The 22,571-nt window shown below is 58.4% G+C and carries 22 protein-coding genes; 13 read left to right on the top strand and 9 right to left on the bottom strand.

Annotated features, from left to right (window positions below):
* Positions 1–142 precede the first annotated feature (142 nt).
* Positions 143–1,807 (top strand): energy-dependent translational throttle protein EttA, encoded by a 1,665-nt coding sequence (ettA, locus tag VY732_RS25475; RefSeq protein ID WP_077574610.1) that lies wholly within the window; start codon positions 143–145, stop codon positions 1,805–1,807.
* A gap of 351 nt (positions 1,808–2,158) precedes the next feature.
* Positions 2,159–3,496, top strand: coding sequence for an NADP-specific glutamate dehydrogenase (gene gdhA, locus VY732_RS25470; RefSeq protein ID WP_331692445.1), 1,338 nt, complete (start codon positions 2,159–2,161; stop codon positions 3,494–3,496).
* On the opposite strand, the gene VY732_RS25465 is transcribed toward gdhA, so the two are convergent.
* The 4 genes from VY732_RS25465 to VY732_RS25450 all read right to left on the bottom strand — a co-directional run bounded on the left by VY732_RS25465 (position 3,493) and on the right by VY732_RS25450 (position 7,069).
* Entirely contained in the window at positions 3,493–3,987 is a 495-nt protein-coding gene (locus tag VY732_RS25465) for a GreA/GreB family elongation factor (RefSeq protein WP_331692443.1), read from the bottom strand. The two genes, gdhA and VY732_RS25465, sit on opposite strands and share 4 nt — an antisense overlap.
* 70 nt (positions 3,988–4,057) lie before the next feature.
* Positions 4,058–4,414, bottom strand: a complete 357-nt coding sequence (locus VY732_RS25460; RefSeq protein WP_034153839.1) for a hypothetical protein — start codon at positions 4,412–4,414, stop codon at positions 4,058–4,060.
* A gap of 218 nt (positions 4,415–4,632) precedes the next feature.
* The gene (locus VY732_RS25455) at positions 4,633–6,486 is read right to left on the bottom strand and encodes an Lnb N-terminal periplasmic domain-containing protein (protein ID WP_331692441.1); all 1,854 of its coding nucleotides are present in this window, start codon (positions 6,484–6,486) and stop codon (positions 4,633–4,635) included.
* Between the two features lie 94 nt (positions 6,487–6,580).
* The gene (locus VY732_RS25450; protein ID WP_007909797.1) at positions 6,581–7,069 is read right to left on the bottom strand and encodes a DUF3015 domain-containing protein; all 489 of its coding nucleotides are present in this window, start codon (positions 7,067–7,069) and stop codon (positions 6,581–6,583) included.
* A gap of 301 nt (positions 7,070–7,370) precedes the next feature.
* Between VY732_RS25450 and VY732_RS25445 the strand changes: the two genes are divergently transcribed.
* Complete coding sequence (locus VY732_RS25445; protein WP_123593208.1) at positions 7,371–9,809, top strand: Lon protease family protein; 2,439 nt, start codon at positions 7,371–7,373, stop codon at positions 9,807–9,809.
* Between the two features lie 309 nt (positions 9,810–10,118).
* Positions 10,119–10,433, top strand: a complete 315-nt coding sequence (locus VY732_RS25440; RefSeq protein WP_007909799.1) for a PA4575 family protein — start codon at positions 10,119–10,121, stop codon at positions 10,431–10,433.
* A gap of 36 nt (positions 10,434–10,469) precedes the next feature.
* Here the strand turns inward: VY732_RS25440 and VY732_RS25435 are convergent, their stop codons facing one another.
* Positions 10,470–12,299, bottom strand: a complete 1,830-nt coding sequence (locus tag VY732_RS25435) for a hypothetical protein (protein WP_331692439.1) — start codon at positions 12,297–12,299, stop codon at positions 10,470–10,472.
* A 160-nt stretch (positions 12,300–12,459) separates the two neighbouring features.
* Between VY732_RS25435 and VY732_RS25430 the strand changes: the two genes are divergently transcribed.
* The 3 genes from VY732_RS25430 (at position 12,460) to VY732_RS25420 (ending at position 14,129) form a co-directional block, all read left to right on the top strand.
* Positions 12,460–12,948 (top strand): TIGR00645 family protein, encoded by a 489-nt coding sequence (locus VY732_RS25430; protein WP_007909801.1) that lies wholly within the window; start codon positions 12,460–12,462, stop codon positions 12,946–12,948.
* Positions 12,949–13,083: 135 nt separating this feature from the next.
* On the top strand, positions 13,084–13,389 hold the full coding sequence (locus VY732_RS25425; protein ID WP_137216702.1) for a DUF6482 family protein: 306 nt from the start codon (positions 13,084–13,086) through the stop codon (positions 13,387–13,389).
* Positions 13,390–13,511: 122 nt separating this feature from the next.
* Complete coding sequence (locus tag VY732_RS25420; RefSeq protein WP_034153844.1) at positions 13,512–14,129, top strand: FKBP-type peptidyl-prolyl cis-trans isomerase; 618 nt, start codon at positions 13,512–13,514, stop codon at positions 14,127–14,129.
* 132 nt (positions 14,130–14,261) lie between these two features.
* Here the strand turns inward: VY732_RS25420 and VY732_RS25415 are convergent, their stop codons facing one another.
* The 3 genes from VY732_RS25415 to VY732_RS25405 form a co-directional block, all read right to left on the bottom strand.
* A complete protein-coding gene (locus VY732_RS25415; RefSeq protein ID WP_034153845.1) occupies positions 14,262–14,519 on the bottom strand; it encodes a PA4570 family protein in 258 nt (85 codons plus the stop codon).
* A 205-nt stretch (positions 14,520–14,724) separates the two neighbouring features.
* On the bottom strand, positions 14,725–15,066 hold the full coding sequence (locus tag VY732_RS25410) for a zinc ribbon domain-containing protein YjdM (RefSeq protein WP_016986200.1): 342 nt from the start codon (positions 15,064–15,066) through the stop codon (positions 14,725–14,727).
* Between the two features lie 182 nt (positions 15,067–15,248).
* Positions 15,249–16,217: a polyprenyl synthetase family protein gene (locus VY732_RS25405; protein ID WP_007909817.1), complete on the bottom strand. Its 969-nt coding sequence runs from the start codon at positions 16,215–16,217 to the stop codon at positions 15,249–15,251.
* 239 nt (positions 16,218–16,456) lie between these two features.
* Here VY732_RS25405 and rplU point away from each other — a divergent pair, with 239 nt between their 5' ends.
* The 5 genes from rplU (at position 16,457) to VY732_RS25380 (ending at position 20,200) form a co-directional block, all read left to right on the top strand.
* Positions 16,457–16,771: a 50S ribosomal protein L21 gene (gene rplU, locus VY732_RS25400; RefSeq protein WP_003176051.1), complete on the top strand. Its 315-nt coding sequence runs from the start codon at positions 16,457–16,459 to the stop codon at positions 16,769–16,771.
* 34 nt (positions 16,772–16,805) lie between these two features.
* The gene (gene rpmA / locus VY732_RS25395; protein ID WP_003176049.1) at positions 16,806–17,063 is read left to right on the top strand and encodes a 50S ribosomal protein L27; all 258 of its coding nucleotides are present in this window, start codon (positions 16,806–16,808) and stop codon (positions 17,061–17,063) included.
* Between the two features lie 193 nt (positions 17,064–17,256).
* Entirely contained in the window at positions 17,257–18,480 is a 1,224-nt protein-coding gene (gene cgtA, locus VY732_RS25390; RefSeq protein WP_016986202.1) for an Obg family GTPase CgtA, read from the top strand.
* Positions 18,481–18,603: 123 nt separating this feature from the next.
* Positions 18,604–19,722: a glutamate 5-kinase gene (gene proB / locus VY732_RS25385; RefSeq protein ID WP_123593211.1), complete on the top strand. Its 1,119-nt coding sequence runs from the start codon at positions 18,604–18,606 to the stop codon at positions 19,720–19,722.
* A 10-nt stretch (positions 19,723–19,732) separates the two neighbouring features.
* Positions 19,733–20,200 carry a CreA family protein gene (locus VY732_RS25380; RefSeq protein WP_007909822.1) on the top strand — a complete coding sequence of 156 codons (468 nt, stop codon included), beginning with the start codon at positions 19,733–19,735 and terminating at the stop codon, positions 20,198–20,200.
* 183 nt (positions 20,201–20,383) lie between these two features.
* Here VY732_RS25380 and rpsT read toward each other — a convergent pair whose 3' ends face one another.
* Complete coding sequence (gene rpsT / locus VY732_RS25375; RefSeq protein WP_003228351.1) at positions 20,384–20,656, bottom strand: 30S ribosomal protein S20; 273 nt, start codon at positions 20,654–20,656, stop codon at positions 20,384–20,386.
* 252 nt (positions 20,657–20,908) lie between these two features.
* Between rpsT and murJ the strand changes: the two genes are divergently transcribed.
* Positions 20,909–22,447 (top strand): murein biosynthesis integral membrane protein MurJ, encoded by a 1,539-nt coding sequence (murJ, locus tag VY732_RS25370; protein WP_077574602.1) that lies wholly within the window; start codon positions 20,909–20,911, stop codon positions 22,445–22,447.
* Positions 22,448–22,571 lie beyond the last annotated feature (124 nt).

Below are 22,571 nucleotides of genomic sequence, written 5' to 3'. Positions count from 1 at the left end.
GTTACGCGGGAGCGTTCCAGCTCCTAGACTCAGACTTTTTCAGCGCGCACGCATTGATAACCATCAAGTGAACGACGCGCATGGTCTGGCCGGGCTTCGCCTGCGCTGCAATCATTCATCTGTCACTGACCCAAGGTTCTCCATGGCTCAATACGTCTTCACCATGCATCGGCTGGGCAAAGTTGTTCCGCCGAAGCGGGAAATTCTCAAAAACATTTCGCTGTCCTTCTTCCCCGGCGCCAAGATCGGCGTACTCGGCCTCAACGGTTCGGGTAAGTCCACGCTGCTGAAAATCATGGCCGGCGTCGACACCGAGTTCGAGGGCGAAGCCCGTCCGATGCCGGAGTTGAACATCGGTTATCTGCCGCAAGAGCCACAACTTGATCCGACCAAGACCGTGCGTGAAGTGGTCGAGGAAGCGGTCAGCGTGATCAAGAACGCCCAGGCGCGCTTGGACGAGGTCTACGCGGCTTACGCTGAAGAAGACGCCGACTTCGACAAACTGGCTGCCGAGCAAGCCAAGCTCGAAGCGATCCTGCAAGCCAGCGACGGTCACAACCTCGATCGTCAACTGGAAGTCGCCGCCGACGCACTGCGTCTGCCGGCCTGGGACGCCAAGGTCGAGTTCCTCTCTGGTGGTGAAAAACGTCGTGTGGCCCTGTGCCGCCTGCTGCTGTCCGCGCCGGACATGCTGCTGCTCGACGAACCGACCAACCACTTGGACGCCGATTCCGTTGCGTGGCTGGAGCACTTCCTGCACGACTTCCCGGGCACCGTGGTAGCGATCACGCACGACCGTTACTTCCTCGACAACGTCGCTGGCTGGATTCTGGAACTCGACCGCGGCGCGGGCATCCCGTACGAAGGCAACTACTCGGGTTGGCTCGAAGCCAAGTCCGATCGTCTGGCCGCCGAATCCAAGCAACAGTCGGCCCACGAAAAAGCCATGAAGGAAGAACTGGAGTGGGTGCGCAAAGGCGCGAAAGCCCGCCAGTCGAAATCCAAGGCTCGTCTGCAACGCTTCGAAGAAATGCAATCGCAGGAATTCCAGAAGCGCAGCGAAACCAACGAGATCTACATCCCGGCCGGTCCACGTCTGGGCGACAAGGTCATCGAATTCAAGAACGTCACCAAGGGCTACGGCGATCGCGTGCTGATCGACAACCTGTCGTTCGCGATGCCGAAAGGCGCCATCGTTGGCGTGATCGGCGGTAACGGTGCCGGTAAATCGACTCTGTTCCGCATGTTGATGGGCAAGGAAACACCGGATTCGGGCAGCATCGAAGTCGGCGAAACCGTGCAACTTGCATGCGTCGATCAGAGCCGCGATGACCTGGATGGCAGCAAGACTGTGTTCCAGCAAATCTCCGACGGTTCCGACCAGATCCGCATCGGCAACTACGAGATCCCGTCGCGTACCTACGTCGGTCGCTTCAACTTCAAGGGCGGCGACCAGCAGAAGTTCGTCAAGGACCTGTCCGGTGGTGAGCGCGGTCGTCTGCACCTGGCGCTGACCCTGAAGGAGGGCGGTAACGTCCTGCTGCTCGACGAACCGTCCAACGACCTCGACGTGGAAACCCTGCGTTCGCTGGAAGAAGCCCTGCTGGACTTCCCGGGCGCCGCCATTGTGATCTCTCACGATCGGTGGTTCCTTGACCGTGTGGCGACGCACATCCTGGCGTACGAAGACGACTCGCAAGCGATCTTCTTCGAAGGTAACTACACCGAGTACGAAGCCGATCGCAAGAAACGCCTCGGCGAAGCGGCTGCCCAGCCACACCGGGTACGTCACAAGAAACTGGCCTGATATCGGGTTGGTTGCATGAAAGAGCGGAGCCTTCGGGCTCCGTTTTTTTTGCCAGGTTTTTGTCAGCGGAACCGAGGTGCGGCCATCGCGAGCAGGCTCACTCCTACCTTTGAAATGCGTCCCCCCTGTAGGAGTGAGCCTGCTCGCGATAGCTGTATAACTGGTGGTGCATTTCTTGAAACCAGACTCCCCATTCAGGTGCAAAACAAGCTCAAAAAATCGCCTTATTTATATCCTGTGCACCATTTAATTTCATAACTGCGACATTTTGCTCTGTTCCTGTGCGCATTTCGTTTGTTACAGTCCGGCCCAATCTCCTCCAACGACAATAAATTTGCCGAGACTTTTCCCATGATCGAATCCGTCGAATCCTTCCTCGCCCACCTGAAAAAACGCGACCCGGATCAACCCGAATTCCACCAGGCCGTCGAAGAAGTCTTGCGCAGTCTGTGGCCGTTTCTAGAGGCCAATCCGCATTACCTGACCTCGGGGATTCTGGAGCGCATCTGCGAACCGGAGCGTGCCGTGGTGTTCCGCGTGTCATGGGTCGACGATCAGGGCAAGGTCCAGGTCAATCGCGGTTTCCGCATCCAGATGAACAGCGCCATCGGCCCGTACAAGGGCGGCTTGCGCTTCCATCCTTCGGTCAATATGGGCGTGCTGAAATTCCTCGCCTTCGAACAGACCTTCAAAAACTCCCTGACCTCGCTGCCCATGGGCGGCGGCAAGGGCGGTTCCGACTTCGATCCGAAGGGCAAGAGCGACGCTGAAGTCATGCGGTTCTGCCAGGCGTTCATGAGCGAGTTGTACCGCCACATCGGCGCCGACGTTGACGTGCCGGCCGGTGATATCGGCGTTGGTGCGCGCGAGATCGGTTTCCTGTTCGGCCAGTACAAACGCCTGAGCAACCAGTTCACCAGCGTCCTCACCGGTAAAGGCATGACCTACGGCGGCAGCCTGATTCGTCCGGAAGCCACCGGTTTCGGCTGCGTGTACTTCGCTGAGGATATGCTCAAGCGCCGCGAGCAGACCGTTGAAGGCAAGCGTGTGGCGATCTCCGGTTCCGGCAACGTGGCGCAATACGCCGCGCGCAAAGTCATGGATCTCGGCGGCAAGGTGATTTCCTTGTCCGACTCGGAGGGCACGCTGTACTGCGAAGCCGGGCTCAGCGAAGAGCAGTGGCTGGCACTGTTGGAACTGAAAAACGTCAAACGCGGACGCATCAGCGAATTGGCCGCAGCATTCGGTCTGGAATTCCGCGCCGCTCAGTTGCCGTGGTCTTTGCCGTGCGACATCGCGCTGCCGTGCGCCACGCAGAACGAACTCGATGCCGAATCTGCCCGCACGCTGCTGCGCAATGGCTGCGTGTGCGTAGCCGAAGGCGCGAACATGCCGACCACGCTGGAGGCTGTGGATATCTTTATCGAGGCCGGGATTCTGTTTGCCCCGGGCAAGGCGTCCAACGCCGGCGGCGTGGCGGTGAGCGGTCTGGAGATGTCGCAGAACGCCATGCGTCTGCTGTGGACGGCAGGTGAGGTCGATAGCAAGCTGCACGCGATCATGCAGTCGATCCACCACGCTTGCGTGCATTACGGCGAAGAGAACGGGCGGATCAACTACGTCAAAGGCGCGAACATCGCCGGCTTCGTCAAAGTCGCCGACGCGATGTTGGCGCAGGGTGTGGTTTAAGCCGGTTCGATGCGGATCACTTCGATGATTTGATCGCCGGCGGGGCGCTGCCACAGCACCTCGTCATTGAGCCGGGCACCGAGTAGCGCCCGGCCCAGCGGTGAGCCCCAATTGATCAGGCCTTTGCCGGCATCGGCCTGATCTTCGCCGACCAGTTGCACCCGACGTTCGGTGTCGTGTTCGTCGGCGTAGGTCACCCAACTGCCGATCTGCACCTTGTCGGTGGATGTGGCGGCAACCGCGACTTGTGCGCTGCTCAGGCGCTGATTGAAATAACGCAAATCCCTTTCCAGATCCGCCAACCGTTGTTTGTCGGCCTGCTCACCTTTGGCCGATTGTTCGGCATGCAGGGTTTGCAGTTCGGCGACTTTCGCCTGCAACTGCGCCAGCCCTTGCGCCGTGACGTAATTGGGCTGCGCGCTGACCTGCCGTTCGACCGGCTGATCGGCTTGTGCGGCGGCGTTGTCTTCGTTGACGAATGCGCGACTCATGGTGTCCTCCTCGTATGAGGTTTGGGCCATGCTCGCAGGCATTTGGTTTCACTGGATGTCTGGGAGCGACCTATGGCGAGCGATAAGCCCGCCCGGCGTCCTGATCTTTCTGTTGCTGCCAGGCGCGTTCGCGTTCGTCCCAGTGCTCGTTGCGATACTGTTCGCGATCCTTGTTTTCCAGCATCGCCTGACATTGGCGAAAGCCGTCGGTCCAGCCTTCGGCGTATTGCTTGTCCTTGAGATAGCGCGGCACGTTTTTACGGAATTCGCCGCTGATCGAACCGGCGGCCTGACGACCGCTGATGCAGCCGTCATCGAAGCCGTCGGCGAAGGCCGGTGGGTAACCCTTGGCGATCAAGTCTTCATGGGTGGTCTGGCAACCGCCCAGCAACAACACAACACCCAACAAACCCGCACACCGCCACATCGCACTCTCCCGCGCCGGTTGTCCGGCTTATGGGGAAAGTCTAGAAGGGGATTCGTCGGACGTTGGTGAAAGGCATGTGAGTAATTCGTTGAGCGCCACAAATCCCCTGTAGGAGTGAGCCTGCTCGCGATGGCGGTGTATCAGTCACAGCACAGTGACTGATGAATTGCTATCGCGAGCAGGCTCACTCCCACAGGGGGATTTATCGGCCTTCAGGATCAGTAGTGATACCACTTCACTTCAAGCATGACCTCGGTTTCCGGGGTGGCGAGGTGGCTGAACTCACGCTGTGCACTCAGGCGCAAACCCAGATTACGCGACAACTCCCACTGCTGATTCAAACTCAGGCTGCGGCGCACTTCGCCATTGAAAAAGTAATCGCCCTTGGCCTCCAGGCTCATATTCCCCAACGGGTTTTTCCACAACACGCCGGTATTGAAACCACCCGCCGGGGAGACGAACTCGGCGAAGTCATTGTTGTGTTCAACCCGCACCGTGCCGAGGGCAAAACCCAGCACATCATCACCCAGCGCCCACGTGCCGCCACCCCCACCATTCACATGGCTGACCAGCGTTTCGTCATCATGCTTGCCCGGTACGCGCTCAAGACCGCCAGTGACTTGCCACGACAGCGGCTGCAATAGCTCATTGCGCGGCGTCAGCGAGCGAATCGTCGCTAGATCCAATTGCTGGAACTGCCATTGATTGCCCTCGTACTGACGCAGCTTCATCTGCAGGATTTCAATCTGCGCGCCGAGCGGGAAGCTTTCGGCGTTGTCGTTGAGATCGTGATAGGCCATGCGCAAGCCGTACTCGCCGAACGCACGATCACCACGGGTGCCGAGACCGGCCTGCCAGGTACGCGATTCGTGGCCGTCTTCCGGCAAGCCTGGCTGCGGAATGTCCAGCTCCGGCGCGGGATTTTTGTTGATCGCCCGCAGCAATTCAAAACTGCGCTGCGCCCGTTGCGGATCACGCTCCTGGCCGTTGGCGCGGTAGCGTTCAAGACGATATGCAGCGTCGATGATCAACGCTTGACGGTCACGGGGCAGGGCTTTGAACGCCGGATCCTGCAACTGCTGCTGATCGGCGCTGACTTTCAGCACCCAATCCTGTTCTTCACCGCTGAGCGGCTCGGCACGGCTAAGCAATTCACGCTCACGGGACGGTCGATATTCAATGCTTTCCACCAGCCCGGCTTCTTTCACCGCTTTGACGGTGTCGGTGGGAATCGCGGTCAGCGGGAATTGTTCGGTCAGGCGCAGGCTCGGCCGTGCCACCTGCAGCAACTCAAGCAGACGATACGAGCAGTTTTCATCGAAGAAGAAATAGTCGAACTGGATCTGCTTCAACTCCCACACATGTTCGACCATGCGCGCGGTTTCTTCTTGCGTCAGATTCAGTCGGTATTCCCACAGATCACGGTTTTCCAGGCTGCGGTATTCGGAGAGTTTTTCCTGATACGGCACCAGTGCGAACAATCCCGGATAACCGCCCATCAAACCTTTCCAGGCATACAGAATGCTGTTGTCCGAGCCTTCGATGTAGGCGCCGAAGTTGATCGCATAACTGAGCAGCGACGTCTTGTCGGCCTGCACATCGGCCTGGTCGATGCGCAGCAGGGTGTGGCCGAACATCGATGACGGACTGTTCAAGTAAGCCGCCGGGAAGATCATCACCGCGCTGTGCGGCGAGACATCCTTGAACCACTTCTTGTATTCAGCACATTCCGGTGTCGGCAGATCGCTGAGATTGAGCTGAGCTTTCAGCCAGCGAGTACGGGCCGGATAAACACACTGCGCATGTTGCTCGCCAAGACTGGCCGGGGCGTACAGCGCTTGCACGGTAGCCGCCAGTTCATGATCGGGGTGTTCATTGCCATCGGGCGCGAGAAAGAACTTCTTGTCGCTGACATAGCTGCGCCAGCCACCAAGCTTGGCGGTTTCGTAATGACCGAGGGAAATCCAGAAGCGGTCGTTGGCCAGTTGCTGCAAACGTTGAGGGTCGATGGTTGGCGCGGCGGACAGCGGGGCGCAGACACAGAGCGCCAGCCAGGCAAGGCGTTTGAGCATAGTCGGCAACTTGAACAGGAAAGAAATAAAGACCCAAGGAGGGCAGGCCGAAAAAACAAAACCCGCTTCCCGAAGGAAGCGGGTGGGGTCGAGCTTAAGCCTGAGTTGCGTACTTGGCCAGACGAGGATCCGATTTCAGTACGGCCAGGGTGTTGGTATGCACGTCTTCAGCGGTCACGTCAGCCTTGCTGAAGATCTGCTGGAAGTGCTCGTGAGTCACAGCAGCGAAGTGCGCACGGTCTTCCGGCGCCACGCCCAGTACCACGGCATAGGTCGTCAGCGCTTCGCCGTTGCCTTTGGCCATGTCTTCGGACAGCTCGTTCATCATGCCATTCATGGCAAACCAGGATTTGCCGCCGTAGGTCAGCGAAGCGTTGGTCGAGCAGCCGTTGGTGCCGGACGTCATGCCGAAGGTGGCGTTACCGGAAGTGCCGTTGGTGGTGGAAGCGAGGAAGTGCGCCGGGGTGCCACGCTGACCTTCGAACAGCATGTTGCCCCAACCGCAATCCGGGCCGCCTGGAGCTTGCGCCATTGCGTTGATGGATACAGCGGTGAAGAGAGTACCGAGAAGAATCCGTTTCATAGCTTTTTTCTCTTTGTGTGCATACCAATGGACAGGGTTCTGGCCCCCCAAGCTCTGTACGAGACAGACCCAAACGAAGCCAGTGGGCCGGTATTAGTTCCAGCCGCGCAGTTTGGAGTTTAGGCACGTTCCTGCGGTTCCGTGATTTTTTACAAAAGATTCGGTAATGACCCCGGTTTCAGGGGGGCTGCTGTGCAGAGGCGCGGTTGTCTATGCTTTGTCACATGGCGCGCCTTGCCAGTGGGGCACGGGCAGCGCCAGAATGCCGCTATCTGCCCCGCCTGATTGTTAAGGAAGCCCGATGCCTGATCCTGTTGCTGCCAGCTTGCGTCTCGCGCCCGAAGCGCTGACCCGTCCGTTTTCCGCTGAACAGTTCAGCTTCACTACCACCAATGATCTGGAGCCCTTTCGCGGTGTGCTCGGCCAGGAACGCGCGGTCGAAGCCTTGCAGTTCGGTGTGGCCATGCCACGCCCCGGTTACAACGTATTCGTCATGGGCGAGCCCGGCACCGGCCGCTTCTCGTTCGTCAAACGCTACCTGAAGGCCGAAGGCAAACGCCTGCAGACCCCGGCGGACTGGGTCTACGTCAACAATTTCGACGAGCCACGCGAACCTCGCGCCCTGGAACTGCCTTCGGGCACTGCCGGTGCATTCATCGGTGACATCAACGGTTTGATCGACAACCTGCTGGCGACGTTTCCGGCAGTCTTCGAGCACCCGTCCTACCAGCAGAAGAAGAGTGCCATCGACCGCGCCTTCAACCAGCGCTACGACAAGGCTCTCGACATCATCGAGCGTCTGGCCCTGGAAAAAGACGTCGCCCTGTACCGCGACGCCAGCAACATCGCCTTCACACCGATGCTCGATGGCAAAGCGCTGGACGAAGCCGAATTCGCCCAGTTGCCGGAAGCCGATCGTGAACGCTTTCACGATGACATTTCCGGTCTCGAAGAGCGCCTGAACGAAGAACTCGCCAGCCTGCCGCAGTGGAAGCGTGAGTCGAACAATCAACTGCGTTCGCTCAACGAAGAAACCATCACCTTGGCGCTGCAGCCATTGCTGTCGCCGCTGTCGGAGAAATATGCCGAGAACGCTGCGGTGTGCGGCTACCTGCAAGCGATGCAGGTGTATCTGCTGAAAACCGTGGTCGAGCAACTGGTCGATGACAGCAAGACTGATGCCGTCGCACGCAAACTGCTGGAAGAGCAATACGCGCCAAGCCTGGTGGTCGGCCATCCAATCAGCGGTGGTGCGCCGGTGGTGTTCGAACCGCACCCGACTTACGAAAACCTCTTCGGCCGTATCGAATACACCACCGATCAGGGCGCGCTTTACACCACCTATCGCCAGTTGCGTCCGGGTGCCTTGCACCGTGCCAACGGCGGTTTCCTGATTCTTGAAGCGGAAAAAATGCTCAGCGAGCCGTTCGTGTGGGACGCGCTGAAACGCGCCCTGCAGTCGCGCAAACTGAAAATGGAATCGCCGCTGGGCGAGATGGGCCGCTTCGCCACCGTGACCCTCAACCCGCAGCACATTCCGTTGCAGGTCAAAGTCATCATCATCGGTGCGCGGTCGCTGTATTACACGCTGCAAGACCTCGATCCGGACTTCCAGGAGATGTTCCGCGTCCTCGTGGATTTCGACGAAGACATCCCGATGGTCGACGAGAGCCTGGAGCAGTTCGCCCAGCTGTTGAAAACACGGACTTCGGAAGAAGGCATGGCGCCGCTGACTGCCGACGCAGTAGCGCGTCTGGCGACTTACAGCGCACGACTGGCCGAACACCAAGGGCGTTTGTCGGCGCGAATTGGCGATCTGTTCCAGTTGGTCAGCGAAGCGGATTTCATCCGTCACTTGGCCGGCGATGAAATGACCGATGCCGGGCACATCGAACGTGCGCTGAAAGCCAAAGCCACGCGCACCGGGCGGGTGTCGGCGCGAATTCTCGACGATATGCTCGCCGGGATTATCCTGATCGACACCGATGGCGCCGCAGTCGGCAAGTGCAATGGTCTGACCGTACTCGAAGTCGGCGACTCGGCGTTCGGTGTGCCGGCGCGGATTTCCGCCACAGTGTATCCGGGCGGCAGCGGCATCGTCGACATCGAGCGTGAGGTCAACCTTGGGCAGCCGATTCACTCCAAAGGCGTGATGATCCTCACCGGGTATCTGGGCAGCCGTTATGCGCAGGAATTCCCGCTGGCGATTTCCGCGAGCATCGCTTTGGAGCAATCCTACGGTTACGTCGATGGCGACAGTGCGTCGCTGGGCGAGGCGTGCACGCTGATTTCGGCGCTGTCGAAAACGCCGTTGAAGCAGTGCTTCGCGATTACCGGCTCGATCAACCAGTTTGGTGAAGTACAGGCAGTGGGCGGAGTCAACGAGAAGATCGAAGGCTTCTTCCGCCTCTGCGAAGCACGCGGCTTGACCGGCGAGCAGGGCGCGATCATTCCGCAGGCCAACGTTGCCACGCTGATGCTCGATGAGAAAGTACTGGCGGCGGTGCGTGCCGGGCAGTTCCACGTGTACGCGGTGCGTCAGGCCGACGAGGCATTGAGCCTGCTGGTGGGCGAGCCGGCGGGTGAGCCGAATGCCGATGGCGAATTCCCCGAAGGCAGCATCAACGCACGGGTGGTCGAGCGCTTGCGCGACATCGCCGAGATGATCAGCGAAGAAGACCTCAAGGAAGCCGAGAAGGAGTTGGCACAAGAGGCGCTGGCCGAAGCCAAACCGGCTTAAGCCTGGCGCGGTCAAACTGTAGAAGTGAGCCTGCTCGCGATAGCGGAGTGTCAGTCGGCGAATAAGTTGCCTGGTTCACCGCTATCGCGAGCAGGCTCACTCCTACATTTGTTTTGTGGTGATCTTCGGGAGAATCGCCACAACTCTGACGCCAATATTCACACAATGACCATTCGGCGCCTTCTGGTTCCATTCGGCTTGCGCAGCGGACTTTTCTTCTATTCTCAGCTCAAGGATATCGACAGTATCACTGGATCGAGCCAGTCCTCCCGTGGGGGCTGAATACCGGCTTCACCGAGGGTCGCCGCCATGTCGCGCAACCTCTGTCTCACCCGTCAATGCCTGGGTCTGGTGACCCGAATCGAATGCGCCATCAAGCCGTTGGCCGGCGATAACGGCATGTGGACGCTACTCTTCGCCGCCGGCATGGCCGGTGAGCAACCTTCCGCCATCAAGGCCCAAGGCCCGTTTCATGGGCCGGTCGCCGCCGAATCGATACTCGACACCATTGTCGAAAGTCTGACCTTGCATGGCTACGAACTGGCCGACGATCCGCAGATCTGGAGTCTGCACCTGCAAGCTCAACTGCGGCAGATCAACGGTGGCCGTGGCCGCGCCCTGTAGGAGCTGCCGCAGGCTGCGATCTTTTGATCTTGCTCTTCAAGGCGCAGTCTCAGGCAGCTGCGCCTTGTCGAGTTTGACCTCAAAGCCGTATTGCACGGTGGCGAGGTCGGTTCGCTGATAGGTTTCCACGTGGCTCGGGCGGCCATAAAAGTAATGCACGCCAAACAACGCCGGGCCTTCTGCGCTCGCATCGTGGCTGACCGAGAGAATCTGCTTGAGATAGTTGCCGCTGTCGTCCTTGACGAAGAAACGCCACTCGTTGGGCGGGAACAGTTTCAGGTCCACCACCAGTTGGTTGTTCTTGATCTCCAGGCCTTTGGGCAGGGTCTTGGCGTCGTACGTCTGCTTGGCCACCGTGGCGAGAAACAGTGGCATTGAGCCGACGGCAATCGCCGGGGTTTCCGGGAACAGATTCAGATCATAAGTAATCGTCGCGCGCAGCGGATCGACTTGATACGCCTCGGGCGGCAGTTCGATCGGTTCATCGAGCTTGCCACTGCGCTTCTCGGTGAAGAACGTCACAGGGCTGACCCCCGGACTGAAGTCATCGCCCAGCAATTCATCATTGAACGTGCGGCGATGGGAGAACTCGATGCGTGCGGCGCTCGGTTCTTCCACGGATTGATGGATGCGAATGCCGGCCTTCAGTTGTTCTTCGGTGAGGCTCGCGCCCTTGAGCCAGCTAACCGCCAGGTCGTCGTAGACCGTCACCGGCAGATCCAGCGGCTGGATGGCCTTTTCCGTGGTGTGCTGATTGAACGTGCGAATCGGCAGGTCGAGCGCTTTGCGCGTCACCGTCGCCGAGGAAAAGTCGAGCACGCTGACTTCAAGGGTTTCGATCGGGCCATTGAAGTAGACCTTGTTGTAGCGACGCGGGTGTTTCTGCTCGAAATCCTGCTGTTCCTGGGTGAGCTGTTTTTCCAGCGTATCGCTCCAGCCTTTCTGCTGTTGCAGGTACGCCAGTTGTTTCTGGTAGAAGGCCACTTGCTCCGGACTTTCGTTGATCGAGCCGGCGCGCACCAGATACTGCCCGGTTTTATCACGGGCCTGAACGATCAGCGGATTGAGTTGGGCATCGGCGACTTCCGCCGCCAGTGGCAGGTTGTTGCTGAATTCGACCTCGGCGTAGTTGTTTTCAAGCTTCAGCAGTTTGACGCTGAGGTTGTCATTGCTGCGGGTTTGGCCGACGTCCTTTTGCGTCAGGTCGAAGCTGTACAGGCGGCGCGGCGCGATGACTTCGATCTGGCCTTGCAGGCTGACCGGTTGCGGCAGGGTCTTCTTGTCCACGTCCAGCCCGTCAATGAACGGGTAGGTCACGGTCAGGTCATCGGGGTTGGTGACATTGGAGCTGGAAGGGCTGAGCTGAATGCCCGGATCGGTTTCCGACCATTCCGGCTGATAAGCGATCACGCGTTTGTTGCTCAACGTTACCGATTGCCATTCCACGCCATGGGGGAACAGGAAACCGCCGGGAATGTTCAGGTTGAACGGGAACACCGGTTGCAGGTCGGTGAGGTAATCGGAGCTGGCGTCCTTGTGCAGCACGAACAGGCCATTGATAAAAGTGTCGACCAGCGCCTGCGGGGCAGGGTAGTGCTTGAGCACGGCGAGGGCGTCCTCACCGTATTCGGTGCGCGGTGGATTGTCGTCGAGTTTGATCTGCGCACGTTCGAGCAGCAGCAGTGAGCCGCCGAGTTCGGTGATGGCGTCCTTGAGTTTTGGATCGGTGATGGCGTCCAGTGACTGTTCGAACTTTGCGGTTTTTTCTTCAAGGCTGGCGGCGTGTTTCTCGTCGCCGGGCGAGCAACCGCTGATCAACAGAGCAAGGCATATTCCGGCGGTCGTTATCGGCAATCGCACATCCATTTCCACACGTCCTGTCTGCAGTCACTGGGCTGTCAATGGCTTGGACACTAGCAGAAAAAAATCACACATACGCGCAGGTGGCGGATTTTCCGGCAGTTTCTGGCTGTCACAGGGGGCTGGTATACTCGCCGCCATTTCCAGCCCCCCTGTGTGAGATTCAATGGAACGCTTTATCGAAAATGCAATGTACGCCTCGCGCTGGCTGCTGGCGCCGATCTATATCGGGCTGTCTCTTGGGCTGTTGGCGCTGGCACTGAAATTTTTCCAGGAAGTTTTTCACATCCTGCCCAACGTCTTCTCAATGGCCGAGTCGGAGCTGATTCTGGTGCTGCTGTCGCTGATCGACATGGCGCTGGTCGGCGGCCTGCTGGTGATGGTGATGATTTCCGGCTACGAGAACTTCGTCTCTGAACTGAACATCGATGAAGGCAAGGAAAAACTCAGCTGGCTCGGCACCATGGACTCTTCGTCGCTGAAGATGAAAGTCGCCGCTTCGATCGTGGCGATCTCCTCGATCCACCTGCTGCGCATCTTCATGGACGCCAAGAACGTCGATCCCGAGCACTTGATGTGGTACGTGATCATCCACATGACCTTCGTCGTTTCGGCGTTCGCCATGGGTTACCTGGACAAGGTCACCAAGCACTGATCAACTGTTGATCGCTGCAAAAACACCGCCCGTCTGTTGCGAAACAGACGGGCGGTGTCGTTTGTGGCTTGTGCTTTGGTGCGTGCGGGCATATCCCTGTAGAGGTCCTGATTCGCCACTGTGTGAGGTGCGTTCATGAACCTGCAAGAGCTGAATGCGTTTGCCATCGCCAGGAAGGTTGATGAGCTGAATCTGATTTCCATGGAAGGCGGGATTTATCTGCTCGAAGCGCGGATGCACGGGGCGGCGTATCCACTGAGAGATCCCAAGGGCGATATGCTGACGCTGCGTTCGGTGGAGCATGCTCGGGATTTGCTGCATAACTTTCCGGTATTGCCATTCAACCTCGTACACACCTCGGTACACGATGAAATGTGTGGCCTGGGCGCCAGTGGCGAGGAAAGCCTGAAAGTGCCGCTCGCCTGGCGTTCAGCCCTGTAGGCGTTGCGCGCCATCGCCGGAGCATCTGTGCTAGTCTGCTCGCCCTTTTGGTTCCGGGCGCGCCGGGACGCGCTGTGCACGCACGGCAAGTCTTGTGGCCGTCCGCACAGCGGAGCAGTGTCATGTCCGAAGTAAATCTGTCCACCGACGAAACCCGCGTCAGCTACGGCATCGGCCGTCAGCTGGGTGACCAGCTGCGCGACAACCCGCCACCGGGCGTTAGCCTGGACGCAATCCTGGCCGGTCTGACCGACGCTTTCGCTGGTAAGGAAAGCCGTGTGGGTCAGGAAGAAATGTCCGCCAGCTTCAAGGTTATCCGCGAAATCATGCAAGCCGAAGCGGCTGCCAAAGCTGAAGCCGCTGCTGGCGAAGGCCTGGCTTTCCTGGCTGAAAACGCCAAGCGTGAGGGCATCACCACTCTGGCTTCCGGCCTGCAATTCGAAGTGCTGACTCAGGGCGAAGGCGCCAAGCCGACCCGTGAAGATCAAGTGCGTACTCACTACCACGGCACCCTGATCGACGGCACTGTGTTCGACAGCTCCTACGAGCGCGGCCAGCCTGCAGAATTCCCGGTTGGCGGCGTGATCGCTGGCTGGACCGAAGCCCTGCAACTGATGAATGCCGGCAGCAAATGGCGTCTGTACGTGCCGAGCGAGCTGGCTTACGGCGCTCAAGGCGTTGGCAGCATCCCGCCGCACAGCGTTCTGGTATTCGACGTCGAGCTGCTGGACGTTCTGTAAGACCGGGCCTGCCTTGATGGCGGGCTAATGTAGGAGTGAGCCTGCTCGCGATGGCGTCTCTTCAGTCGACGAATTCGTTGCCTGATACACCGCCATCGCGAGCAGGCTCACTCCTACAGTTTTTTCCGCGTTTCATAGTTCTATCTTGTGATGCAGCTCACTGGTCGGGCGCAACGCCCGGGCATAGCAGAACAGGAACAGATTGCGCACCAGCTCCTTGAGCACCAGCGGCTCGCTGGAATTCAGGCTGCTGACGTCCAGATCCCCTTGATCCTGCAGTTCATGCAGGGCTTCTTCTTCAAGCACCGCACAGACTTCACCGGTTTCCCGATGGAGGATTCTGAGGTAAGGGTGTGGGCGATCCAGCCACGCGTCGATCAAATAAGTCATGGTTCTCATCTCCTTGAAGGGTTTCAATGAGAATAATTCTTATTCGTCAAATAGCAAGCATCTATTGGCGGATTGTGAAATTTTCCGGGTAAAGATTGCGTAAGGTCAAAACGGCTGGCGTTTGGCTATTGCTTGGTTTTGCTGGGGCGGAGCGGGGAGGGCGAAGCTCCATCCCACGCCTGGCGCGGGATGGATGACAGCGGAATCAGACCTTTCTGACGAATTCGGATTTGAGTTTCATCGGGCCGATACCGTCGATCTTGCAGTCGATGTCGTGGTCGCCATCGCATAGACGGATGTTCTTGACCTTGGTGCCGACCTTGACCACCAGCGAGGTGCCCTTGACCTTCAGATCCTTGATCACGGTGATGGTGTCGCCGTCCTGCAGGACGTTGCCGACCGAATCTTTCTTCACGGCATCATCGGACGCCACTTCGGCTTCGCCACTGGCGGACCACTCGTGGGCGCACTCCGGGCACACCAGTTGGGTACCGTCTTCGTAGGTGTATTCGGAATTGCATTTCGGGCAGGGTGGCAACGTGCTCACTAAGGCTCCTTGGGGTGTGGATCGCTAAAAGTCGCACATTGTATAAGGTTTTAACGGCGGGAGGGCATATCGCAGAAACAACTGTGGGAGCGAGCTTGCTCGCGAAGGCGTTTTGTCAGTCAGTATTGATATCGACTGGCAGAATGCTTTCGCGAGCAGGCTCGCTCCCACAGTGGGCAGAATCAGTGCGTACGGGCGACCGCAAACTCACTCAGTTCAACCAGCGCATCCCGATATTCACTGGCCGGCAGCGCCTCAAGGCACTTGATCGCACGGGCCACGTAATCACGGGCCAGTTGCGCGGTGTACTCCAGCGAACCGGAGGCCTCCACGGCGATGCGAATACTTTCCAGGTCTTCGATCCCGCCTTTCTGGATCGCCTGACGCACCAGTGCAGCCTGTTCCGGTGTGCCTTCGCGCATGGTGTAGATCAGCGGCAGGGTCGGCTTGCCTTCAGCCAGATCGTCACCGACGTTCTTGCCCAAGGTCTCGGCGTCGCCCTTGTAGTCGAGCAGGTCGTCGACCAACTGGAACGCAACACCCAGGTGATCACCGAAGGTACGCAGGGCTTCGCTCTGTTCGGCGGTAGCGCCGGCCAGTGCGGCGGCACTGTGGGTCGAGGCTTCAAAGAGCATCGCGGTTTTGCCGCGGATGACTTCCATGTAGGTTTCTTCGGTGGTGCTGGCGTCGCGCACCTTGGACAACTGCAACACTTCGCCTTCGGCGATGATGCGCGTGGCCTGGGAGAGGATCTTCATCACCGGCATCGAGCCCAGTTCGACCATCATTTCGAACGAGCGCGAATACAGGAAGTCGCCGACCAGCACGCTCGGAGCGTTGCCCCACATGGCGTTGGCGGTCGAGCGGCCACGGCGCATGCCGGACATGTCGACCACGTCGTCATGCAGCAGAGTGGCGGTGTGCAGGAATTCGATGGTGGCGGCCAGCAGGCGCATGTCGTCGCCTTCGCGACCCAGGGCCTTGCCACACAGCAACACTAATAAAGGACGCAGACGTTTGCCGCCGGCCGAGGTGATGTAATCGCCGATTTTCGATACCAGCGGTACTCGGGAAGTCAGCTGCTTCTTGATGATGCCGTCGACGGCGCTAAAATCGTCCGCCACCGCGCGGTAGAAAGCTTGGGGTTGCATCAGCGAGAGTCGCTCCAGAAGGGTTGCGCGGCATGCTAGGACCCCCGTCCAGACCTGTCAAGGCGCGATAGACGGCTACTTGCAAGCCTGCCGCGCCTTGCGTACAATCGCGCACCCTGAACTTCCTGGGCAGCACCTGCCTTACGCAATTGCAACGGGCCTTCCAGCCTTATGCAGCCATGCCAGCCAATACCTCTTCCTATAAAGAGCTGGGTGAGCAGGATTATCGGAGAAATACCATGTCTTATGCAGTAATCGTTACTGGCGGCAAGCAGTACAAAGTCGCCCCAGGTGAATACCTGAAGATCGAAAAACTGGAAATCGCTACCGGCGAATCCGTTACCTTTGATCGCGTTCTGTTGGTTGCCAATGGCGACGACGTGAATATCGGCGCTCCAGTTGTTGCTGGCGCTACCGTTGTGGCTGAAGTGATCTCCCAAGGTCGTCACGATAAAGTCCGCATCATCAAGTTCCGTCGCCGTAAGCACCACATGAAGCGTATGGGCCACCGCCAGTGGTACACCGAGATCAAAATCACCGGTATTCAGGCTTAATTTCAGCCTAATTCCTCACTAGGAGAATTGACTCATGGCACACAAAAAAGCTGGTGGTAGTACCCGTAACGGTCGCGACTCAGAAGCCAAACGCCTTGGCGTTAAGATGTATGGCGGCCAGAAAATCATTCCGGGCAACATCATCGTGCGTCAGCGCGGCACCCAATTCCACGCTGGCTACGGCGTTGGCATGGGTAAGGATCACACCCTCTTCGCGAAAATCGAAGGCGTGATCAAGTTTGAAGTAAAAGGCGCGTTCAACCGCCGTTACGTGAGCGTTGTCGCAGCTTAATTGCGCGATCGCTGGAAAAGCCCTGTCTCGCGACGGGGCTTTTTCGTTTGTGGGGTGAGTCTCTTGCAAAACTGTTTGTATGGGCTGTCGGCGTGCGATGCAGGTCGTGTTTTGGGGTCGCTGCGCTCATTTTTGCAAGAGTCTTATGTCTTGATTGTTTTTCGGCTCGTCCGTATGGCGAGAGGCGTTGGTTATGAAGTTTGTTGATGAAGTATCGATTCGCGTAAAGGCTGGTGACGGCGGCAATGGCGCCATGAGTTTCCGTCGGGAAAAATTCATCGAAAACGGTGGCCCGAACGGCGGTGATGGCGGTGACGGCGGTTCCATCTACATGATGGCTGACGAAAACCTCAACACCCTGGTCGACTACCGTTACACCCGGCACTTCGATGCCGAGCGTGGCTCCAACGGCGGCAGCACCGACTGCACCGGTAAAAAAGGTGAAGACCTGATCCTGCGCGTGCCGGTCGGCACCACGGTGATCGACTCCGCTACTCAGGAAGTCATCGGCGACCTGACCAAGGCTGGCCAGAAGTTGATGGTAGTGCAGGGCGGCTGGCACGGTCTGGGTAACACCCGTTTCAAATCCAGTACCAACCGTGCGCCGCGTCAGACCACGCCGGGCAAGCCGGGTGAGCAGCGCGACCTGAAACTGGAAATGAAAGTACTGGCCGACGTCGGTCTGCTGGGCTTGCCGAACGCCGGTAAAAGTACCTTTATCCGCTCCGTTTCGGCGGCCAAGCCGAAAGTTGCCGATTACCCGTTCACTACGCTGGTGCCGAACCTCGGTGTGGTCAGCGTCGATCGCTGGAAGAGCTTCGTCATTGCCGACATTCCGGGTCTGATCGAAGGCGCTTCCGACGGTGCTGGTCTGGGCATTCGCTTCCTCAAGCACTTGGCGCGTACGCGTCTGTTGCTGCACCTCGTCGACATGGCGCCGCTGGATGACAGCAGCGCACCGGATGCGGCTGAAGTGATCGTCAACGAGCTGATCAAGTTCAGTCCGTCCCTGGCTGAGCGTGATCGCTGGCTGGTGCTGAACAAGTGCGACCAGATCCTTGAAGAAGAGCACGATGAGCGCGTCAAGGAAATCGTTGATCGCCTTGAGTGGACCGGTCCGGTTTACGTGATCTCGGCCATCGCCAAGATCGGTACCGAGCGTCTGTGCCACGACATCATGCGTTACATGGAAGACCGTGCTGATCGCCTGGCCAATGACCCGGCGTATAAGGAAGAGCTGGCTGATCTCGATCAGCGCATCGAAGACGAAGCGCGCGCGCAACTGCAGGCGCTGGATGACAAGCGTGCCCTGCGTCGCAGCGGCGTGAAGTCGGTCCATGACATCGGCGACGATGATTGGGATGAAGAAGATGTAGATGACGAAGACGGTCCGGAAATCATTTACGTGCGTGACTGATTCGTTGCAGTAAACTTAAGCGCCGCTCAATCGAGCGGCGTTTTAGTATCTGGAAATCGCAAGTCACAAATAACGTCATGGGCGGCGCTGGGTCGCGCTGCCCTCAAGCTAAGGTTGAAGATGATGCGGAGCAAGGTGACAGGTGCGCAGCGTTGGGTCGTGAAGATCGGCAGCGCTTTGCTGACAGCTGATGGCAAAGGGCTGGATCGCGCGGCAATGGGTGTCTGGGTCGAGCAGATGGTGGCCTTGCATGAGGCTGGCGTCGAATTGGTGCTGGTGTCCTCCGGGGCGGTGGCGGCCGGCATGAGTCGTTTGGGCTGGACCGCACGACCCAGTGCGATGCACGAGCTCCAGGCGGCCGCTGCAATTGGTCAGATGGGTCTGGTGCAGGCGTGGGAGTCGAGCTTCGCTGAGCATGGCCGGCACACTGCACAGATTCTCCTGACGCACGACGACCTGTCCGACCGCAAGCGTTACCTGAACGCCCGTAGCACCCTGCGCGCATTGGTCGAGCTGAAAGTCATCCCGGTGATCAATGAAAACGACACCGTGGTCACCGACGAAATCCGTTTCGGCGACAACGACACGCTGGCGGCGCTGGTGGCGAATCTGGTCGAGGCGGATCTGCTGGTGATCCTTACCGATCGCGACGGCATGTTCGACGCCGATCCGCGCAACAACCCTGACGCGCAGCTGATTTACGAGGCGCGCGCTGATGATCCGAGTCTCGATGCGGTGGCGGGCGGCACGGGTGGTGCGCTGGGTCGTGGCGGCATGCAGACCAAGTTGCGTGCGGCTCGACTGGCGGCACGTTCCGGTGCGCACACGATCATTGTTGGTGGGCGTCTTGAGCGTGTCCTCGATCGCTTGAAGGCGGGTGAGCGCATTGGTACGTTGCTGTCGCCTGAGCGCGGCATGCTCGCGGCACGCAAGCAGTGGCTGGCGGGTCATCTGCAAACTCGCGGCACCTTGGTGTTGGACGAGGGTGCGGTGTCGGCGTTGTCGAAGGGCAACAAAAGCCTGCTGCCCGTCGGTGTGAAGCTGGTGCAGGGCAGTTTCCGTCGCGGCGAGATGGTCGTCTGTGTGGCGCCGGATGGTCGTGAGATTGCCCGGGGCCTGGCCAACTACAGTGCGCTGGAAGCACAAAAAATCATCGGTCAGTCGTCGGATGCGATTGTCGGTTTGCTCGGTTACATGGCGGAGCCGGAACTGGTTCACCGTGACAACCTGATTCTGGTTTAAGGAAAACTCGATGCGTTTAGCGAAAGGATTGTTGGGCTTGCTGATGGCGATGCCATTGCTGGCCTCGGCCGAGGAAATCGGTCAAGTGTCGACGGTGTTCAAGTTTGTCGGCCCTAACGACCGCATTGTGGTCGAGGCTTTCGATGATCCGAAAGTTGAGGGGGTTACCTGCTACCTGTCGCGCGCCAAGACTGGCGGTGTGAAGGGTGGTCTGGGTCTGGCTGAAGATCGCGCCGAAGCTTCGATCGCCTGCCGCCAGGTAGGGCCGATCAAGTTCAAGGGTGATCTGAAGGATGGTGATGAGGTGTTCAAGGAGCGCACTTCGCTGGTGTTCAAGACCATGCAGGTGGTGCGTTTCCTCGACAAGAAGCGCAATACGCTGGTGTACCTGGTCTACAGCGACCGCTTGATCGAAGGCAGTCCGCAGAATGCCGTGACCGCCATCCCGATCCTGCCGTGGGTGCCGGTCCAGCAATAACACCGCAAATCGAAATGTGGGAGCGAGCCTGCTCGCGAAGAGGTCGTGTCAGTCGATAGAGCTATCAACTGGCAGATCGCATTCGCGAGCCTGCTCGCTCCCACATTTTTTTGCGCTGGATTTACTGAATCACAGGCATAAAAAAACCGACCCTAAGGTCGGTTTTTTTAATGACTACGTCGATTAAGCAGCTTCTTTCAGCGCTTTGACGTGGCCATTCAGACGGCTCTTATGACGAGCAGCCTTGTTCTTGTGGATGATGCCTTTATCGGCCATACGGTCGATAACTGGCACAGCCAGAACGTATGCAGCTTGAGCTTTTTCAGCGTCTTTTGCGTCAATGGCTTTAACTACATTCTTGATGTAGGTGCGAACCATGGAACGCAGGCTGGCGTTGTGGCTGCGACGCTTCTCAGCCTGTTTTGCACGTTTTTTGGCGGAAGGTGAGTTGGCCACCGTCGAGCTCCTCGAAAGACTTTTTAGGAAATAGCAAACAAAATAGGCCGCGAATCATGCCGATGAAGATAAGTCTTGTCAAGGGCACTTGAAACGTTCCGCTAAGTGGTAGGTATAAAGAGGCGGGATATTTATTTCCGGCGCTTGACCTGTAAACTCGCGAGCTTTGGCTCTGTGCTGCTGCGGCGCGGAGTATCGCACAAGTAGGCGCTTTGTTCGCCTGCTGTTTATCGACAGGCACAAATTCCCTCAATGAATCTGCTCAAATCGTTGGCCGCCGTCAGCTCTATCACGATGCTTTCCCGGATTCTGGGCTTTGTTCGTGACACGCTGATTGCCCGTACATTCGGCGCCGGGATGGCGACGGATGCCTTCTTTATTGCCTTTAAATTGCCCAATCTATTGCGGCGGATCTTTGCCGAGGGCGCTTTCTCGCAGGCATTCGTGCCGATTCTGGCCGAATACAAAAGCCAGCAGGGTGAAGAGGCGACCCGAACCTTTATTGCCTATGTGTCGGGTCTGCTGACGCTGGTGTTGGCGGTAGTGACGGCGCTGGGCATGATCGCCGCGCCTTGGGTGATCTGGGCCACGGCCCCGGGTTTTACCGACACGCCGGAAAAATTCCAGCTCACCTCCGATCTGTTGCGGGTGACGTTTCCCTATATATTGCTGATCTCCCTGTCCTCACTGGCGGGCGCGATTCTCAATACCTGGAACCGTTTCTCGGTGCCGGCCTTTGTGCCGACCTTGCTCAACGTCAGCATGATTGTGTTCTCTCTGTTCCTCACGCCGTATTTCGATCCGCCGGTAATGGCGCTGGGTTGGGCAGTATTGGTCGGCGGTCTGGCGCAATTGCTCTATCAGCTGCCGCACCTGAAAAAGATCGGCATGCTGGTGCTGCCGCGCCTGAATCTGCGTGATACCGGCGTCTGGCGCGTGATGAAACAGATGCTGCCGGCGATTCTTGGCGTCTCGGTCAGCCAGATCTCGCTGATCATCAACACCATCTTCGCCTCGTTTCTGGTCGCAGGCTCGGTGTCGTGGATGTATTACGCCGATCGCCTGATGGAATTGCCTTCGGGTGTATTGGGTGTGGCGTTGGGTACGATTTTGCTGCCGACGCTGGCCAAAACCTACGCCAGCAAGGATCGCCACGAATACTCGCGGATTCTCGATTGGGGTCTGCGTCTGTGCTTTGTGCTGGTGCTGCCGTGTTCGCTGGCGCTGGGAATTCTCGCTGAGCCACTGACCGTTTCGTTGTTCCAATACGGTCAATTCAGTGGCTTCGACGCCGAAATGACCCAGCGCGCACTGATTGCTTATTCTGTCGGTCTGCTCGGGATTATCGTGATCAAAGTGTTGGCGCCGGGCTTCTATGCGCAACAGAACATCCGTACCCCGGTGAAAATCGCAATTTTCACCCTTGTGGTCACTCAGTTGTTCAACCTGGTGCTGATTGGCCCGTTGGCGCATGCGGGACTGGCCCTGGCGATCAGTGCCGGCGCCTGCCTGAATGCCGGATTGTTGTTTTATCAACTGCGCAAACAACAGATGTATCAGCCGCAGCCGGGCTGGGCCAGGTTCGGTTTCAAACTGGTTATCGCCGTGGCCGTGATGTCGGCAGTGTTGTTGCTGGGCATGCACTTCATGCCAGCGTGGGATCAAGGGCACATGCTTGAACGCTTCCTGCGTCTGGGCGCATTGGTCGCGGCGGGTGTGGTGTCCTATTTCGGTATGTTGCTACTGCTCGGTTTCCGCTTGCGTGACTTCAATCGCAAGGCCTTGAGTTAAGGTTTTACCCTTTATAAACAGGCGCGGGCGGGCAGTTTTGTCGGCTCGTTCACTTTGCGTTACGGTGTTGCCTGTCGTCGGCCGTCGGGTGTGGTTATAATCGACCACTTTATGAGCAAGAAGC

The sequence above is a fragment of the Pseudomonas sp. ZY71 genome, from assembly GCF_036542145.1.
Classification (GTDB): Bacteria; Pseudomonadota; Gammaproteobacteria; order Pseudomonadales; family Pseudomonadaceae; genus Aquipseudomonas; species Aquipseudomonas koreensis_A.
This window is presented reverse-complemented; position numbering and strand designations above follow the sequence as displayed.